This is a genomic window from Chryseobacterium sp. HNCC26DJ239 (genome assembly GCF_057180445.1).
On sequence record NZ_JBXUGJ010000008.1, the window covers coordinates 125081 to 142431 of the forward strand.

Here is a 17351-nt window from a genome sequence, read left to right on the forward strand (position 1 = left end):
AAATGATAGTTTAATTTAAATTTTCAAACATCGGAATTCTTCCTTCAATCGCTACTTTTGCTGCGGTTAACGGACTTGCCAAAATGGTTCTTGCGCCTTGCCCTTGTCTTCCTTCAAAGTTTCGGTTTGAGGTAGAAACACAATATTCTCCTTCCGGAATTTTATCGTCATTCATCGCTAAACAAGCAGAACATCCCGGTTGTCTTATTTGAAAACCAGCTTCGTTGAAGATTTTATCCAAACCCTCTTCATAAATCTGTCTTGAAACTTGCTGAGAACCCGGAACAATTAAAGCTGTAACGTGCTCAGATTTTGTTTTTCCTTTAATAAATTCTGCCGCAGAACGGAAATCCTCAATTCTTGCATTGGTACAACTTCCGATAAAAACGTAGTTAACTTTAATGTCAGAAAGTGCTTGTCCCCCTTTTAAACCCATATATTTTAAGGCTTTTTCTTCAGAGTCATTTTGAGGAAAAGGAATATTTTGAGCAACAGAAATTCCCATTCCCGGGTTGGTTCCGTATGTCACCATCGGGAAAATATCTTCTGCATTAAAGCTGTATTCTTGGTCAAATTCAGCACCGTCATCGGTTGGAAGCGTTTTCCAGTACTCCAATTTTTCTTCCCATTCTTCTCCTTTTGGTGCGAAAGTTTTTCCTTTCACATACTCAAAAGTAATTTCATCGGGAGCTATCATTCCTCCTCTTGCGCCCATTTCGATACTCATGTTGCAAACCGTCATTCTGCCTTCCATCGACATTTCTTCAAAAACTGAACCTGCATATTCGCAGAAAAATCCGGTTCCGCCGTCGGTTCCCACTTTTGAAATGATGTAAAGAATAACATCTTTCGGCTGAACATTTTGATTTAATTTACCATTTACGGTAATTCTCATCGATTTTGGTTTGTTCAACAACAAACACTGACTTGCAAAAACTTGCGCTACCTGACTTGTTCCAATCCCAAAAGCAATCGAACCAAAAGCGCCGTGCGTAGAAGTGTGACTATCGCCGCAAACAATGCTCATTCCAGGTTGTGTAACGCCCAATTCTGGAGCAATAATATGTACAATTCCTTGATATTGATGTCCTAAACCGTATAATTCAATATTATTTTTAGCACAGTTTATAGTCAATTGCTCCACTTGATTTCTCGACAATTCATCTCTAATCGGAAGCTCCTGACCCAAAGTAGGAACGTTGTGGTCTGCGGTTGCAACAATTTGTTTAGGTCTGAAAATTTCTAAATTTCTTGATTCCAATTCCGCGAAAGCTTGTGGGCTCGTTACTTCATGAATCAAATGTTTATCAATGTAAATAATTTGAGGTCCGTCTGGAATCGTTTCCACAACATGTGCGTCCCAAACTTTATCAAATAATGTTTTTTTATGATTGCTCATTTATTTTTCTATTCTTTTCTAATCAATTTTAAACTACTTTTCTGCTGAATGCTTCCATAATGATGTTTAAATCATCATTTACAACTTCTTTTTTCAAATCAGCAATTTTCAAAAACTCTTGGTAAAGGAAATCGAGTTCATTTTTCGTTACATCAAATCCTAAATTTTTAAAACGATACGCCAATGCAGACCTTCCGCTTCTTGCGGTAAGAATAATCGACGACGCATTTACACCAACGTCTGCTGGATCGATAATTTCGTAAGTTTCACGATTTTTAATAACCCCGTCTTGATGAATTCCTGAACTGTGCGCAAACGCATTTGCGCCAACAATTGCTTTATTGGGCTGAACAGGCATTCCCATTAAGTCTGAAACCAATTGACTCATAGAATTCAGCATTTTTGAATTGATATTGGTGTACAAATTCAAATCTTTATGTTGCCTGAAAACCATTACTACTTCTTCCAAAGCAGTGTTTCCCGCTCTTTCTCCCAATCCATTGATGGTACATTCAATCTGTCGCGCCCCATTAATTGCGCCCACAACCGAATTTGCAGTCGCCAAACCCAAATCGTTATGACAATGGCATGAAAGAATTGCTTTTTCAATTCCTTTCACGTTTTCTTTTAAATATTTAATTTTTGCGCCATATTCTTCTGGAAGACAATATCCAGTCGTATCTGGAATATTCAAAACGGTTGCACCTGCTTTTATGGCAGCTTCGCAAACTCTTGCTAAATATTCATTATCTGTTCTACCGGCATCTTCCGCATAAAATTCAACATCTTCTACGTAAGATTTTGCGTATTTTACAGCTTCAGTTGCTCTTTCGATAATCGCTTCTCTTGTAGAATTAAACTTAAATTGAATATGAGAATCTGAAGTTCCAATTCCTGTATGAATTCTCGGTCTTTTGGCGTATTTCAAAGCTTCTGCAGCTACATCAATATCATTTTTGTTGGCTCTTGTTAAGCCACAAACTTTAGCATTCTTTACCAATTTAGAAATCTCCGAAACGGCATGAAAATCTCCAGGACTTGAAACGGGAAATCCTGCTTCTATGATATCAACGCCCAATTCATCCAATTTCTCTGCAATCACAAGTTTCTGTGCTGTATTTAGTTTACACCCCGGAACTTGCTCTCCGTCTCGCAATGTTGTATCAAAAATTTCAATTTTTTCAGAATTCATAACGAAGTTTTGTATAATTTTGATTCAAATCTAAAGCTTACCAAAATTTACTGCGGAAATAATAATTGAAAAAATACAACATCCAAAAGTTTTAAATTTAAATTCAAAAAGCTGATTTTCAATAAATTATATTTTATTTTTTTACAATGTCTGAATTACAGAAAGATTTTTTATTCATCCTAATCAAGTCGTTAACGACTTCAGAAAAAAGGCAATTCAAGCTCTATGTAAACCGTTTGGGAATTAATGTAGATGCTAAATTTCTCCTACTTTTTTCGGAAATGGATAAAATGAAAGAATATGACGAAAGCATTATTCTAGACAAAAAAATATCGACAAAACAACAACTTTCGAACTTAAAAGCACATCTCTACAAGCAAATATTAATCAGTTTGAGGCTCAATCCGAGTCATCAGAACTATCGTATTCAGCTTCGTGAACAGCTTGATTTTGCTAATATTTTATACCAAAAAGGATTATACAAACAAGCGTTGAAGATTTTAGATAAAGTAAAACAAACTGCTTTTGATTTAGATGAAAAAAATATTGCTTCAGAAATTATAGATTTAGAAAAAGTAATTGAATCTCAATTTATTACACGAAGTATTACCGGTCGTGCCGATGAACTTATTGAGCAATCTAAAGCGGTAAGTAAGCAAAATCATTATGCGACAGAATTGTCTAATCTTTCTTTGAAATTATACAGCGAAATGCTTTCGCATGGCTACGTAAACAATGATGAAGACAGAAAAAGAATCATGGATTTGTTTCATGACGACATCAGAAAAATTAGTGTTCATAAGCTAAATTTTACTGAAAAATTATGGTTTTATAAAGCACATGTCTGGAAAAATCAGCTTCTTCAAGATTATAAATACACATTAAAATATGCCTTTTTGTGGGTGAATCTTTTTCACAAAAATCCAGACATGATTTTGAGCCATCCTGTTTGGTACATCAAAGGAAATACCTATTTATTGAAGCTGCTTTTTATCTACGGAAATATTGACCTTTTAGAAAAATCGTTTAAAGAATTTACTCAAACAATTAATTCAAATAATTTTTCGCAAAACGAAAATATACAACTACTTAGCTTCCTTACTTACTCCAATACTTTAATGAACATCCATTTTGTAAAAGGAGATTTCTTTGCCGGGAGTAAAGTAATTCCAGAGATTGAATTGAAGATGGAAAAGCTTCGCGATAAAATAGATGAGCATCATTTTATGATCCTTTATTTAAAAATTGCAGCGATGTATTTTGGAAGTAAAAAATTTGGCCAATGTATTTCTTATGCCATGAAAATTTTAGAATCAAAAGGCAATGTTCAAGAAGATTTGCTTTTCCATACGCGAATTTTAGTTTTAATGGCAAAAACAGAATCTGGGAATGATGATGAATATGACGAGTTTATAAAAGCTTCTCAAAAATACATTCAGAAAATGAAAAGACCAGATGACTTCCACTTTGAATCGATAAATTTCTTTAAAAAACTGAATGATTTGCACGATAAAAAAGCGCAGGAAGAATTGTACAAAACTTTTGATAAAAAACTTCAAAAATTCTCTGAAAACGCATATTATCGTCGCTCATTACTATACATGGATATTCATGGTTGGGTACAATCTAAGGTTCAAAATGTAGATGTAATAGAAATTATCAAGCAAAAAGTAAAATATAAAAGAAAGTAAGGCTTTCGAAAAAATCTATCTAAGTTTTTAATTACAAGATGTTTGAGAGTTTAGGCAACTCAATTTATTCCGTTTTATTATTAAATATTTCCTGTAATATAGACGATTGTAGCATTTTAAGTAAAATTTCCGTATTTTTGTACCTTAAAATTTCTTAGTAAACAATGATAAAAATTACACTTCCAGACCAAAGCGTCAGAGAATTTGAAGGAGAAGTGACTCCTTTAGATGTGGCAAAATCTATTAGCGAGGGATTGGCTAGAAACACCATCTCTGCAGTTGTAAACGGCAATCAAGTAGAAGTAACCACACCTATAACGACAGATTCAACGTTGCAGCTTCTGACCTGGAATGATGATCTTGGAAAGAAAGCTTTTTGGCATTCTTCTGCCCATCTTTTGGCGCAGGCAATCCTTGAATTTTATCCAAACGCTAAGTTAACGATTGGTCCTGCCATCGAAAAAGGATTCTATTATGATGTAGATTTCGGAGACGAAAGTTTGTCTGATAAAGATTTCGAAAAAATTGAGAAAAAAGTATTAGAAAACGCTAAAAAAGGCTCTACATTCAGTTTATACCCTGTTTCTAAAGAAGAAGCTTTAAAAGTATATGCAGACAATCCTTATAAAGTTGAATTGATTTCTAACCTAAATGATGGTGAAATCACTTTCGTTACGCACGACAACTTTACAGACCTTTGTCGTGGTGGTCACATTCCGAACACAGGAATTGTGAAAGCGATGAAGATTTTGAATGCTGCAGGAGCATATTGGAGAGGAAACGAAAACAACCCACAATTAACAAGGGTTTATGGTATTTCTTTCCCAAAACAGAAAGATTTAACAGAATATCTTGAGCTTTTAGAAGAAGCGAAGAAAAGAGATCATAGAAAATTAGGAAAAGAATTAGGAATTTTCGCTTTCTCAGAAAAAGTAGGTCAAGGTTTACCACTTTGGTTGCCAAAAGGCGCTGCATTAAGAAAAAAATTAGAAAACTTCCTTTCTGAAGCTCAGAAAAAAGCGGGTTACGAGTTTGTAATTTCTCCGCATATTGGTGCGAAAGAATTATATGTAACTTCAGGACACTGGGAAAAATATGGTGAAGACAGCTTCCAGCCGATTAAAACTCCAAACGAAGGAGAAGAGTTTATGCTGAAGCCAATGAACTGTCCGCATCACTGTGAGATTTACAAAACTTCACAATGGAGCTACAGAGATTTGCCAAAAAGATTTGCAGAATTTGGTACGGTTTACAGATATGAGCAAAGTGGTGAACTTCATGGTTTAACGAGAGTTCGTGGCTTTACTCAGGATGATGCACACTTGTTCTGTACTCCAGATCAATTGATGGATGAGTTTAAGAAAACCATCGATTTGGTTCTTTATGTATTTGGTTCTTTAGGTTTTGCTGATTTTACAGCTCAAATTTCATTAAGAGATCCTGAAAACAAGCAAAAATACATCGGAACTGATGAAAACTGGGAGAAAGCAGAAAATGCAATCGTTACTGCAGCTACCGAAAAAGGATTAAATACTATTACTGAATACGGTGAAGCAGCTTTCTACGGTCCTAAATTAGATTTCATGGTGAAAGATGCTTTAGGAAGAAGATGGCAGTTGGGAACTATTCAGGTAGATTACAACTTGCCAGAAAGATTCGACCTTTGGTATACAGGGAGCGATGGCGAAAAACACAGACCAGTAATGATTCACAGAGCGCCATTTGGTTCTATGGAAAGATTTATCGCAATCCTTATTGAAAATACAGCGGGAGATTTCCCATTATGGTTGGCTCCAGATCAATTCATTATCTTGCCAATCAGTGAGAAATATGTAGATTATGCTAAAAAAGTTTCTCAATTATTAGAAAATCACGATATTAGCGGTCTGATTGATGACAGAAACGAGAAGACGGGTAAAAAGATTCGTGATGCAGAATTGAAGAAGATTCCGTTCATGATTGTAGTAGGAGAAAATGAAGAAAATGATGGCACAATTTCTGTTAGAAGACGTGGCGAAGGAGATTTAGGAGTAATGAAAATTGAAGATTTCGTATCTTACTTTAAAGAAGCTTCTAAAACAGGATTTGAATTTGGAGGATAGTTTTAGCTTTCAGCTACAAACCCTTTTGATATAAAAAATGACAAGTAATTTAGCAAAAAGCTAATTACAAATAGAAAAGATTAACCAATAAAATTATAATACAATAGCACAAAGATTTAACAACAGGGGCCCACAGAGACGTCCGGTACAGGAGGACGCTCACTTGATCAACGATAAAATTCGTGTGAGAGAGCTTCGTTTGGTGGGCGATAACGTAGAGCCGGGAGTATATCCTACAGAAAAAGCAAAGCAATTTGCACAAGAACAAGAACTTGATCTTGTTGTAATTTCTGATAAGGCAGAACCTTTCATCGCAAGAATTCTTGATTATAAGAAGTTTTTGTATGAACAAAAGAAAAAGCAAAAAGAGCTTAAAGCTAAACAAGTAAAAGTGGTTGTAAAAGAGATCCGTTTTGGGCCTCAAACTGATGAGCACGATTACGAATTTAAAAAGAAGCACGCTGAAAAATTCTTGGAAGAAGGTTCGAAACTAAAAACCTACGTGTTTTTCAAAGGCCGTTCTATTATCTTTAAAGATCAAGGAGAAATTCTACTTCTTAAGCTTGCTCAGGAATTGGAGCATGTAGGAAAAGTAGACCAGCTTCCTAAGCTTGAAGGGAAAAGAATGATTATGATGATGAGCCCTAAAAAGCCTGCTAAATAAGCAAAACTTTACGTTTTGAGTGTGCAAATTTCCTTTTGCAGCCAAAACATGATATAAACAAAAGAGATTTTTGAAAGAAAGTCTCTTTTTGTATTGAATAATTTTGTAATTTTGCAGTCTCGTTTGCGTGAGGGATAGTAATGTAAAGCCCGCAACAAGTGATGGGAATGTAATGGAGTGAGGACTTGTAATGAATAGCCCGACCCAAGTGAGTGAATGGAGCGTAGCAGAATGAACGAGCGAGGGACACGCCCAAAAAGCTAATAGCCAAAAGCCGTTAGCAAATAGCAAAAATATTGATAACAAAACATAAAAAAGCAGAACAATGCCAAAATTAAAAACTAAATCAGGTGCTAAAAAGCGTTTTGCTCTTACCGGTACAGGAAAGATCAAAAGAAAAAATGCTTACAAAAGCCACATCTTGACTAAAAAAGAAACTAAGCAGAAGAGAAATCTTACTACTACTTCTTATGTTGCGAAAGTGGATGAGAAAAGCGTTCAACGTCAGTTAGCAATTAAGTAGTTTTTATAAATCCTTATTCGGTTTATAAGAATTCAAACAAATTCAAAATTTTAACCCTGAAACGGTGCACATAAGAGCGAAAGTAAATTTTGCCGCCCTTTTCAAAAAAACAATTAAATTATGCCAAGATCAGTAAATGCCGTAGCTTCAAGAGCTCGCAGAAAAAAAGTATTTAAGCAGGCTAAAGGTTTTTTCGGAAGAAGAAAGAACGTTTGGACAGTTGCTAAAAACGCGGTAGAAAAAGCAATGCAATATGCTTACCGTGGTAGAAAAGAGAAGAAAAGAAACTTCAGATCACTTTGGATTACTCGTATTAACGCGGGAGCTAGAGAGCACGGAATGTCTTACTCTCAGTTTATGGGAGCTCTTAAAAAGAACAACATCGAGCTTAACAGAAAAGTTCTTGCAGACCTTGCAATGAATCACCCTGAAGCTTTCAAAGCTGTTGTAGATCAAGTAAAATAATAAAAACAATTTTGTTATCAATATAAAATCCCGAGTTTTTTGCTCGGGATTTTTTTATTATCTAAATTTGTTTAAACAATTTAATATTTCACGTGAAAAATTTACTTTCTATACTTTCTCTGAGCCTTTTAGGAGGTTTTTACCAAAGCCAGTCTTTTATTCAGGCTTATCAAGATAGAGCCAATCAGGTTACTCAAACCAATATCACTACGCTATTACAAGAATTTGGAAATTTAGGGATCAAAACGACTGGTTCTGCAGCCAATACAAATGCTTTTAACTGGCTTACGGCAAAATATCAAGCAATGGGCTACACAACGAGCCAAATTTCGGAAGACAGTTTTACGTACAATAGTGCAACCACCAAGAATTTAATCGTTACAAAAACAGGAACGGTTTACCCAAATATTTACGTAATTATTTGCGGACATTTCGATACGATTGCTGGACCAGGAGTTAGCGACAACGGAAGCGGAACTTCTATTATGCTTGAAGCGGCTAGAATTCTTAAAGATATTCCTACTGAATATTCCATTAAATTCATCCATTTTACGGGGGAAGAGCAAGGTCTTTTAGGGAGTAATCATTACGTAAACAATGTTGTTTTTTCTAACAACGTAAGACAATTAACCCTAAAAGTAGTCTTTAATCTTGACCAAGTTGGTGGAAAAATTGGAAACATAAACAACACCATCACTTGCGAAAGCGATCAATCGGCTGCAGGAGGTACTGCAAACAATGCTACTTCACTCGCCATGACGCAGCAATTAGCTAATTGCACAACGCTTTATTCTCCTCTTCTAGTAAGTATGTCTAATGCATACGCTTCAGATTATATGCCTTTTGAAGCGAAAGGAGATGTGATTACCGGTTTCTACGAAACGAATAGAAGCTACAATGAACATACTGTGAATGATACTTTTGCCAACGTAGATCCAGTCTATGTGTACAATGTAGGAAAAGCTGCGGTTGGTGCATTACAACATTTCGCTGTTGCAAGTACTGCTACTTTAGCGGTAAACGAAACGCACAACATTTTAGAAGAGATAAAAATTTACCCAAATCCAGCTAAAGACGTTTTGCATATTGATACACCTTCTTCTGTAAAAGAATTTGAGACAGAAATCATCGATCAAAGCGGTAAACTCATTTTAAAAACTGAAAATCGAAAAGAGATTAATATTTCAGGAATTTCTCCAGGAAATTATATTTGTACCGTGATCATTAACGGTGAAAAAATTTCTCGAAAAATCATTATTAAAAGATAAAACCTTAGAATATTTTCATTTAGCCAAATTACTCATGAAAAAACTATTACCAGTATTATTGTTGGGAATCATTGCTGTGCCGTCTAAAGCGCAATCCTTTATTCAAACTTATCAAGAAAGAGTAAACTTACTTACAAAAGATAACATCATCAATCATCTTAAAGAATTTGAAAAACTTGGTGTAAAAACCACCGGATCTTTAGAAAACGAGAATGCTTTTAAATGGATAAAAGACAAATATATTTCGTTCGGATATACTGAAGATCAATTCGAAGAAGATCCTTTTTCTTACGGAAGAATCAAATCGAAGAATCTAATCATTACTAAAAAAGGAACTAAATACCCCGATAAATATGTTATTATTTGTGGGCATTTTGATAGTCTAAACGGTCCAGGAGTTAATGATAACGGAAGCGGTACTTCTATCATGCTTGAAGCAGCTAAAATTCTGAAAGATATCCCGACAGAATATTCAATTAAATTCATTCACTTTTCTGGCGAAGAACAAGGTCTTATAGGAAGTAAGCATTATGTAAATGATGTTCTCTACAAGGAAAAAATGCCACAATATGAAATTAAGATGGTTTTCAATCTCGATCAGGTAGGAGGAAAAAAAGGAATGTTTAATGATACTGTTTTCTGTGATGAAGATCAAGATGGAAGCTCTAAAAATAATGCAGCATCAACTCAAATAACAAAAGAATTAATGACGTGCACCACACTTTATTCACCTTTACAAGCTAAAGTTGATCCCGCAGAACATAGCGATTATATTTCTTTTGAAAAGAAAGGATTGGTAATTACTGGTTTTTTCGAATACTTAAGAAGTGAACTTCCACATACGGAAGACGACACTTTTGCTAATACTGATGTGATGTATGTTTATAACATAGGAAAAGCAACAATTGGAGCATTACAGCATTTTGCTGTGGCACAACAATAGTAAAATAAACCTGCTTTACGGCAGGTTTATTTATTTCGTTCCAAAAGTACCTGTTCAATTTCTTCTAAGCTAAAATTTTTAGCTTTCAATAAAATTAAAAAATGATAAAGCAAATCTGCAGCTTCATTTTTAAATAAATTATTATCGTTGTCTTTGGCTTCAATTACCAATTCTACGGCTTCCTCTCCTACTTTTTGAGCGACTTTATTGATTCCCTTTTGAAATAATGAATAAGTATAAGACCCTTCAACTTTATCGTCAATTCTTTGGCTAATTTTTTCTTCTAATTCATACAAAAATCCTTTCGAATCTTTTTCGCCAAAACAGCTAAAACTACCGGTATGACAAACCGTATTGGTCGGTAAAGCTTTAATTAAAATAGTATCGCTATCACAGTCTATATCAATACTTTTTACGGCTAAAAAATTACCAGATTCTTCTCCTTTTGTCCACAATCTGTTCTTTGAACGACTGAAAAAAGTTACTCGGTTTTCGTTTTTTGTCTTTTCAAAAGCTTCCTCGTTCATGTAACCCAACATCAAAACCTGCAACGTTCTGAAATCTTGAATAATCACAGGAACTAAACCCTCTCCTTTTTTAAAATCTATTGTCATCGTATCGCTATTTTTTTTGATTTTAGTTCTTCTTTTAAATCTTTAATTTTTATTTCATTAAAATGAAAAATACTTGCAGCCAAACAGCCTGTTGCTCTAGTTTGGTTAAAAACATCTTCAAAATGTTCCGTTTTTCCTGCTCCTCCTGAAGCAATTACAGGGATTTTCACTGCTTCGGAAATCAATTTTGTAATCCTCAAATCGAAACCGTTTTTCGTTCCATCACCGTCCATCGAGGTTAAAAGAATTTCTCCAGCGCCCATTTCTTCTACCTTTTTTGCCCAATAAAGCGTTTTTAAAGTGGTAATTTCTCTTCCCCCTTTTATATGTACCCAGTCTTCACCATCAACAAATTTTGTATCGATTGCCACCACCACACACTGACTTCCGAATTCTTTTGCTAAATCAGAAATCAATTGAGGATTTTTAACCGCTGAAGAGTTGATACTGATTTTATCCGCACCTGCTTCCAAAAGCTTTCTAACGTCTCCTACAGCGGAAATTCCGCCACCAACAGTGAAAGGAATACTTAATTCTTTAGCGATATTTTTCACCAATTCAACGAATGTTTTTCGTTCTTCAATGGTTGCCGTAATATCAAGGAAAACCAATTCGTCTGCGCCATCGTTTTCGTACTTTTTGGCAAGTTCAATAGGGTCTCCTGCATTTCGCAAACCTTCAAAATTAATTCCTTTTACAGTCGTTCCATCTTTGATATCCAAACATGGGATGATTCTTTTTTTAAGCATTGCTAATGAAATTTTGTAAATCTTTTAAAATAATTCTTCCTTCATAAATCGCTTTTCCGATAATGGTTCCGGAACAACCAATTTCTTTCATTTTTTGAACATCTTCCAGGCAAGCAATTCCGCCACTGGCAATTAATTGAACCTTTGTTTTATTTAAAATTTCTTCATACAGTTCCGTTGAAGCGCCTTGCAACATTCCGTCTTTAGAAATATCGGTACAAATCACATTTTTAATACCTTTTTCTTGATATTGTTGAATAAAATCAATCACATTCAAGTTACTTTCTTCCAACCAACCTGAAGTTTTAATTTTTCGATTTTCACAATCTGCCCCCAAAATAATTTTCTCAGAACCATATTTTTCAATCAACCGAAAGCAAAACTCAGGATTTTGAACCGCAAGACTTCCAATCGTAATTTGTTTTGCACCAGAATTAAAGGCAATTTCTATGTCTTCCAAAGTTTTTAAACCACCTCCAAAATCGATTTGTAAATTGGTTTCAGTCGCAATTTTCTCTAACACTTTTTGGTTGACAATATGTTTTGATTTTGCCCCATCCAAATCTACCAAATGAAGAAATTTGATGCCGTAACTCTCAAATTCTTTGGCAACTTCAAGAGGATTTTCGTTGTATATTTTTTTTATGTCGTAATCACCTTTGGAAAGACGCACACATTTTCCGTCGATAATATCGATTGCAGGAATAATTTTCATGTCTAAAGGTTTAAAAAGTTTTGTAACAGCTGACTTCCAATTTTTCCAGATTTTTCAGGGTGAAATTGCATCGCGTAAAAATTATCTTTCTGCAAAGACGCAGAAAATGGCAAAATATAATCGCAAACCGAACTCGTATTTTCAGAAATTTCGCAATAATAACTGTGCACAAAATAGACATCATCTTGCAGATTCAATTCTGAAAACAAGGAAGATTTCAGATTAAAAATCGTGTTCCAACCCATGTGCGGAACAATCTCTTTTGCTGGAAATTTCTTCACTTTCACATCAAAAATTCCCATTCCGACAGTATTTCCTTCTTCATTTTCTTTGCACATCAATTGCATCCCCAAACAAATTCCCAAAACCGGCTGTTTTAAACTAGGAATTAATATATCCAACCCTTTTTCTTTTAAATTTTTCATCGTTGAAGATGCTTCTCCTACTCCTGGAAAAATTACTTTTTCGGCATTTTTTATCAATTCAGGATCATCCGTTACCATCGATTCTGCGCCCAATTTGTTTAAAGCATTTTGAACAGAATTTACATTACCTCCGTTGTATTTTATAATTGCAATCATACTACAAACTCCCTTTGGTTGAGGGTAAATTAAAGTTAATATCCGACTGATTAACCGCCATTTTAATAGCTTTTGCGAACGCCTTGAAAATAGATTCAATCTTGTGGTGTTCATTTTCGCCTTCTGCTTTTATATTCAAATTGCATTTTGCAGAATCTGTAAATGATTTAAAAAAGTGAAAAAACATTTCCGTTGGAACATCTCCAATTTTTTCTCTGGAAAAATCGGCTTTCCAAACCAACCAAGGCCTTCCCCCAAAATCAATGGCGACTTGTGACAAACAATCGTCCATCGGCAGCAAAAAACCGTATCTTTCAATCCCTTTTTTCTTTCCTAAAGCTTTAAAAATAGCTTCTCCCAAGACAATTCCTGTATCTTCAATCGTATGATGTTCATCTACATTGAGGTCGCCATTTACTTTAATTTTTAAATCTAAATTGCCGTGTTTAGAAATTTGTTCCAACATGTGGTCGAAAAAATGAAGTCCTGTTGAAATTTCAGAATTTCCGCTTCCATCAAGATTTACTTCAACTTGAATCTCCGTTTCATTCGTCTTTCTTGAAACTTTTGCAGTTCTCGGAATTTGCTTTAAAAACGAATAAATTTCTGCCCAACTTTTTGTAGTAAGTTCTGCCTCTTGATTTTCTGTTTCACTAATAAAAATTGCTTTTGAACCTAAATTTTTAGCCAGTTGAACATCTGTAAGACGGTCGCCAATCACAAAAGAGTTTTCCAAATCATAATTTCCGTAGATGTATTTACCTAAAAGTCCTGTATTCGGCTTTCTTGTGGGTAAATTTTCACGTTCAAAACTTTCATCAACAAATATATCTTCAAAGAAAATCCCTTCATTTTCGAAGGCTTTTAGCATTTTCTTTTGTGGAGCGATAAAATCTTCGCACGGAAAACTTTCTGTTCCCAAACCATCCTGATTCGTCACCATCACCAATTCAAAATCCAACTCTTTTGCAATTTTTGAAAGATTTTGAAAAACGCCAGGATAAAATTCAAGTTTTTCCAAAGAATCAACTTGGAAATCGATGGGCGGTTCTATAATCAAAGTTCCATCTCTGTCAATAAATAATACTTTTTTCATTTTAGATATTTCTTAAAACTTGAATTAATTTCAGATTCTCTTCACGAGTTCCCACATTCAATCGAATACAGTTCGGAATTTGCGGACTTCTTTTGCTTGTTAAGATTTCTTTTTCTAATAATTTTTGATACACATTCTCTGCATTTTCAAACTCAATTAAGAAGAAATTGGCATCGGTTGGATATACTTTTTTTATGCAATTCAATGATTTAAATTGATTTTTCAACCAAGAAATTTCGCTTAAAGTATTTTCTATATTTAGTTTTACAATCTCCTGTTTATTAATTATGTCAACAACTTTATTTAAACTTAAAACATTAACATTATATGGAGCTTTAACGGTATTAATCAAAGCTGAAATTTCTGCTGAAGCGTAAACAATTCCGACTCTTATTCCCGCCAATCCCCATGCTTTAGAAAAGGTTTGTAAGACAATTAAATTAGGATATTTATCCAGTAATTGTATCGCCGATTCTTTGCCTGAAAATTCAATATAAGCTTCATCAATCACCACAATTCCATTAAAATTATCTAGGTAAAATTCAAGGTTTTCAATTGAATTTCCTGTTGGATTATTCGGCGAACACAAAAAGAAAATTTTGGGATGATTCTCTCCAGAAACCTTTAAAAATTCATCTTTATCAATTTCAAAATCTTCGTTAAGATTTAGGTTTACTACTCTATTTTCATTGATTGAAGCATAGAAACCATACATTGCAAATGAAGGATTCATCACTAAAATGGAATCTTTTTTAGGCTCGCAAAACACTTTAATAATCAAATCAATCAGCTCGTCGCTTCCGTTTCCTACAGAAATTTGCTGTTCCGACACATTTTTTAGAATGGCTAATTTTTGTTTTAACAGTTTTTGAGTAGAATCCGGATAGCGATTCAATTCTCCAAAAGCGTTTTCGTTGGCATCTAAAAACACAGGATTTTCAAACGTATTTTGATCCCTAAAACTGATATAAGGTTGAAGTTCAAAAATATTTTTTCGAACTAATGTATTGAGGTTAAATTCTTTCATTTTACTTTTTTAATCTAATACTTACGGCATTTTTGTGAGCGAACAAACCTTCAGCTTCAGCCATAATTTCTATTGTTTTTCCTAAATTTTGAAGTCCTTCTTTAGACAAATTCTGAAAGGTGATTTTCTTCACAAAACTGTCCAGAGAAACGCCGCTATAATTTTTAGCAAAACCATTCGTCGGTAATGTGTGATTGGTTCCGCTTGCGTAATCTCCTGCGCTTTCACAAGAGTAATTCCCAAGAAATACAGAACCCGCATTTTGAATTCTCGGAATGTAGTTTTCGTAGTTTTCCAAAGCTAAAATCAAGTGCTCTGGAGCGTAAAAATTGCAGAGTTCAAAGGCATCTTCAAGAGTTTTTAACAGTACAAAATGACTATTTTTCAAAGCTTCGCTTGCCATTTCGTTTCGAGGAAGGTTTTCGAGCTGTTTTTCTGTTTCTTCAATCGTTTTATTGAAAATTTCTTCATTTGTTGAGAGAAAAATTACCTGGCTATCACTTCCGTGTTCAGCCTGAGAAAGCAAATCTGCCGCACAAAATTCTGGGACAGCATTTTCATCGGCAATCACCAAAACTTCGCTCGGTCCAGCCGGCATATCAATCGCTACATTATAATTTTGAGCAAATTCTTTAGCTGCAACCACATATTGATTTCCTGGTCCGAAAATTTTATTCACACTAGGAATTGTTTTAGTTCCTAAACTCATGGCGGCAATCGCTTGCGCACCTCCTACTTTAAAAATTTTCGTTACACCACAAAGCTTTGCTGTAAACAGAATTGCGGGATTTACATTTCCGTTTTTGTCTGGAGGCGTACACAAAATAATCTCTTGACAACCCGCCAATTGAGCCGGAATTGCCAACATTAAAACCGTAGAAAACAAAGGTGCCGTTCCTCCCGGAATGTAGATTCCAACTTTTTCTATCGCTCGATTTTCTCGCCAACAAATAACGCCTTTGGTTGTTTCAATCTTTTCAGTTTTAGCAATTTGTGAAGCGTGAAATTTTGTAATATTCTCTTTTGCTTCCCGAATTGCCTGTTTTAATTCTGAATCGACCATTTGCTCCGCTATTTCCACTTCTTCTTCAGTAACAAAAAGCTGAGAAACTTCGGCTCCATCATATTTTTTACAGAAATCAATCAACGCTTCATCGCCATTTTTTTCAACTTCGTCGAAAATTTCAGCAATTAATTCCGTGAGTTTTTCTTTTTGTAAAGAAGGTCTTTTTATGAGTTCAGACCATGTTTCTTTTTGAGGATATTTGCTAATTTTCATCTTACATTACCATTTTATCAATTGGAATAATCAAAATATCTTGAGCGCCTTTTTCTTTCAATTCATCAATCACGTCCCAAAATCGTTCTTCATCTATCACGGAGTGAATACTGCTCCAACCTGCTTCTGCTAAAGGAATTACCGTAGGACTTTTCAAAACAGGGAGTGCTTTAGAAATGATTTCAATTTTATCATTTGGAACATTCATTAAAATGTATTTTGAATTTTTAGCTTTTAAAACGGCTTTTATTCTGAAAAGAAATTTCTCTAAAATCTGAATTTTTTCATCATTCAATTTTGAAGTTTTGGCTAATACAGCTTCAGATTTTAAAAGCGTAACCGTTTCTCGTAAACCGTTTTTGAATAATGTACTTCCAGAACTTACAATATCGCAGATTCCATCGGCAAGACCAATGTTGGGAGCAATTTCTACTGAGCCGGAAATCATGTGAATTTCTGCAGAAATATTGTTTTCGTTTAAGAATGTTTTTAAAGTATTCGGATAAGAAGTTGCGATTTTTTTGCCTTGAAAATAATTGATGTCATCTGTATCAATTTCCTTCGGAATAGCTAAAGAAACACGGCATTTTGAAAAACCAAGTGGTTGAATAATATCAATGTTTTTTTGTTTTTCTACCAATAGGTTTTGTCCTACGATGGCGATATCTACCACTCCATCTTCCAAATATTGAGGAATATCCGAGTTTCGTAAATACATAATTTCCATCGGAAAATTATCTACAGAAACTTTGAGCTGGTCTTTCCCATTATTGATGAAAATACCGCAGTCTTTGAGGAGTTGCAGAGATTCTTCGTACAAACGACCGCTTTTTTGTATGGCTATTTTTATTTTACTCATTTCACTTTTGTTGAGTCTGAGTAAAAGAAACGGTTAAATGATATAAATTGCCCGGGAAGAATTTAGAAACAAAAAAACCGTCTTTACTCAGACGGTTTTTTAATTATTTTGATTTTTAACATATAGTATCGATCAATCAATTCCGTCTTAGCAGAGATGATGATGATAATGATGTACTGTTAAA

Annotated in this window: 17 protein-coding genes; 7 read left to right on the forward strand and 10 right to left on the reverse strand. The window is 34.5% G+C overall.

Going from position 1 to position 17351, the window contains the following annotated elements:
• Positions 1–10 precede the first annotated feature (10 nt).
• Both leuC and AC2A1D_RS16830 read right to left on the reverse strand, forming a co-directional pair.
• Complete coding sequence (leuC, locus tag AC2A1D_RS16825) at positions 11–1399, reverse strand: 3-isopropylmalate dehydratase large subunit (protein WP_484044739.1); 1389 nt, start codon at positions 1397–1399, stop codon at positions 11–13.
• Positions 1400–1427: 28 nt separating this feature from the next.
• Positions 1428–2591 (reverse strand): 2-isopropylmalate synthase, encoded by a 1164-nt coding sequence (locus AC2A1D_RS16830; RefSeq protein ID WP_484044740.1) that lies wholly within the window; start codon positions 2589–2591, stop codon positions 1428–1430.
• A gap of 146 nt (positions 2592–2737) precedes the next feature.
• Between AC2A1D_RS16830 and AC2A1D_RS16835 the strand changes: the two genes are divergently transcribed.
• The 7 genes from AC2A1D_RS16835 (at position 2738) to AC2A1D_RS16865 (ending at position 10247) form a co-directional block, all read left to right on the forward strand.
• Entirely contained in the window at positions 2738–4282 is a 1545-nt protein-coding gene (locus tag AC2A1D_RS16835) for a hypothetical protein (protein WP_484044741.1), read from the forward strand.
• A gap of 164 nt (positions 4283–4446) precedes the next feature.
• Entirely contained in the window at positions 4447–6384 is a 1938-nt protein-coding gene (gene thrS / locus AC2A1D_RS16840; RefSeq protein WP_484044742.1) for a threonine--tRNA ligase, read from the forward strand.
• A 163-nt stretch (positions 6385–6547) separates the two neighbouring features.
• Positions 6548–7048: a translation initiation factor IF-3 gene (gene infC, locus AC2A1D_RS16845; RefSeq protein ID WP_484044743.1), complete on the forward strand. Its 501-nt coding sequence runs from the start codon at positions 6548–6550 to the stop codon at positions 7046–7048.
• A 325-nt stretch (positions 7049–7373) separates the two neighbouring features.
• Entirely contained in the window at positions 7374–7571 is a 198-nt protein-coding gene (rpmI, locus tag AC2A1D_RS16850; RefSeq protein WP_034676300.1) for a 50S ribosomal protein L35, read from the forward strand.
• Positions 7572–7691: 120 nt separating this feature from the next.
• On the forward strand, positions 7692–8036 hold the full coding sequence (gene rplT / locus AC2A1D_RS16855; RefSeq protein ID WP_484044744.1) for a 50S ribosomal protein L20: 345 nt from the start codon (positions 7692–7694) through the stop codon (positions 8034–8036).
• Between the two features lie 92 nt (positions 8037–8128).
• Positions 8129–9304, forward strand: a complete 1176-nt coding sequence (locus AC2A1D_RS16860) for a M28 family peptidase (protein ID WP_484044745.1) — start codon at positions 8129–8131, stop codon at positions 9302–9304.
• Positions 9305–9338: 34 nt separating this feature from the next.
• Positions 9339–10247 carry a M28 family metallopeptidase gene (locus AC2A1D_RS16865; protein WP_484044746.1) on the forward strand — a complete coding sequence of 303 codons (909 nt, stop codon included), beginning with the start codon at positions 9339–9341 and terminating at the stop codon, positions 10245–10247.
• A gap of 26 nt (positions 10248–10273) precedes the next feature.
• Here AC2A1D_RS16865 and hisIE read toward each other — a convergent pair whose 3' ends face one another.
• From hisIE to hisG, 8 genes are read right to left on the reverse strand one after another with little or no spacing between them, the layout of a single operon-like run.
• Positions 10274–10861, reverse strand: coding sequence for a bifunctional phosphoribosyl-AMP cyclohydrolase/phosphoribosyl-ATP diphosphatase HisIE (gene hisIE, locus AC2A1D_RS16870; protein ID WP_484044747.1), 588 nt, complete (start codon positions 10859–10861; stop codon positions 10274–10276).
• On the reverse strand, positions 10858–11610 hold the full coding sequence (hisF, locus tag AC2A1D_RS16875; RefSeq protein WP_484044748.1) for an imidazole glycerol phosphate synthase subunit HisF: 753 nt from the start codon (positions 11608–11610) through the stop codon (positions 10858–10860). Before hisF ends, hisIE begins: the two co-directional genes overlap by 4 nt.
• Positions 11603–12325, reverse strand: coding sequence for a 1-(5-phosphoribosyl)-5-[(5-phosphoribosylamino)methylideneamino]imidazole-4-carboxamide isomerase (gene hisA / locus AC2A1D_RS16880; protein ID WP_484044749.1), 723 nt, complete (start codon positions 12323–12325; stop codon positions 11603–11605). Before hisA ends, hisF begins: the two co-directional genes overlap by 8 nt.
• A 2-nt stretch (positions 12326–12327) precedes the next feature.
• The gene (hisH, locus tag AC2A1D_RS16885; RefSeq protein ID WP_484044750.1) at positions 12328–12906 is read right to left on the reverse strand and encodes an imidazole glycerol phosphate synthase subunit HisH; all 579 of its coding nucleotides are present in this window, start codon (positions 12904–12906) and stop codon (positions 12328–12330) included.
• 1 nt (position 12907) lies between these two features.
• Entirely contained in the window at positions 12908–14002 is a 1095-nt protein-coding gene (gene hisB / locus AC2A1D_RS16890) for a bifunctional histidinol-phosphatase/imidazoleglycerol-phosphate dehydratase HisB (RefSeq protein ID WP_484044751.1), read from the reverse strand.
• Position 14003: 1 nt separating this feature from the next.
• Positions 14004–15029 (reverse strand): histidinol-phosphate transaminase, encoded by a 1026-nt coding sequence (gene hisC, locus AC2A1D_RS16895; protein WP_484044752.1) that lies wholly within the window; start codon positions 15027–15029, stop codon positions 14004–14006.
• A gap of 1 nt (position 15030) precedes the next feature.
• Positions 15031–16308 (reverse strand): histidinol dehydrogenase, encoded by a 1278-nt coding sequence (hisD, locus tag AC2A1D_RS16900; RefSeq protein ID WP_484044753.1) that lies wholly within the window; start codon positions 16306–16308, stop codon positions 15031–15033.
• Position 16309: 1 nt separating this feature from the next.
• Positions 16310–17167 (reverse strand): ATP phosphoribosyltransferase, encoded by an 858-nt coding sequence (gene hisG, locus AC2A1D_RS16905; protein ID WP_484044754.1) that lies wholly within the window; start codon positions 17165–17167, stop codon positions 16310–16312.
• Between the last annotated feature and the right edge of the window lie 184 nt (positions 17168–17351).

What these genes read in the sequence shown, in the direction of transcription:
- AC2A1D_RS16830 (WP_484044740.1), bottom strand. Translation starts at nt 2,591, where the DNA reads ATGAATTCTGAAAAAATTGAAATTTTTGATACAACATTGCGAGACGGA.
- AC2A1D_RS16865 (WP_484044746.1), top strand. Translation starts at nt 9,339, where the DNA reads ATGAAAAAACTATTACCAGTATTATTGTTGGGAATCATTGCTGTGCCG.
- leuC (WP_484044739.1), bottom strand. Translation starts at nt 1,399, where the DNA reads ATGAGCAATCATAAAAAAACATTATTTGATAAAGTTTGGGACGCACAT.
- thrS (WP_484044742.1), top strand. Translation starts at nt 4,447, where the DNA reads ATGATAAAAATTACACTTCCAGACCAAAGCGTCAGAGAATTTGAAGGA.
- rplT (WP_484044744.1), top strand. Translation starts at nt 7,692, where the DNA reads ATGCCAAGATCAGTAAATGCCGTAGCTTCAAGAGCTCGCAGAAAAAAA.
- hisG (WP_484044754.1), bottom strand. Translation starts at nt 17,167, where the DNA reads ATGAGTAAAATAAAAATAGCCATACAAAAAAGCGGTCGTTTGTACGAA.
- rpmI (WP_034676300.1), top strand. Translation starts at nt 7,374, where the DNA reads ATGCCAAAATTAAAAACTAAATCAGGTGCTAAAAAGCGTTTTGCTCTT.
- hisF (WP_484044748.1), bottom strand. Translation starts at nt 11,610, where the DNA reads ATGCTTAAAAAAAGAATCATCCCATGTTTGGATATCAAAGATGGAACG.
- hisA (WP_484044749.1), bottom strand. Translation starts at nt 12,325, where the DNA reads ATGAAAATTATTCCTGCAATCGATATTATCGACGGAAAATGTGTGCGT.
- hisH (WP_484044750.1), bottom strand. Translation starts at nt 12,906, where the DNA reads ATGATTGCAATTATAAAATACAACGGAGGTAATGTAAATTCTGTTCAA.
- hisB (WP_484044751.1), bottom strand. Translation starts at nt 14,002, where the DNA reads ATGAAAAAAGTATTATTTATTGACAGAGATGGAACTTTGATTATAGAA.
- hisIE (WP_484044747.1), bottom strand. Translation starts at nt 10,861, where the DNA reads ATGACAATAGATTTTAAAAAAGGAGAGGGTTTAGTTCCTGTGATTATT.
- hisD (WP_484044753.1), bottom strand. Translation starts at nt 16,308, where the DNA reads ATGAAAATTAGCAAATATCCTCAAAAAGAAACATGGTCTGAACTCATA.
- hisC (WP_484044752.1), bottom strand. Translation starts at nt 15,029, where the DNA reads ATGAAAGAATTTAACCTCAATACATTAGTTCGAAAAAATATTTTTGAA.
- AC2A1D_RS16835 (WP_484044741.1), top strand. Translation starts at nt 2,738, where the DNA reads ATGTCTGAATTACAGAAAGATTTTTTATTCATCCTAATCAAGTCGTTA.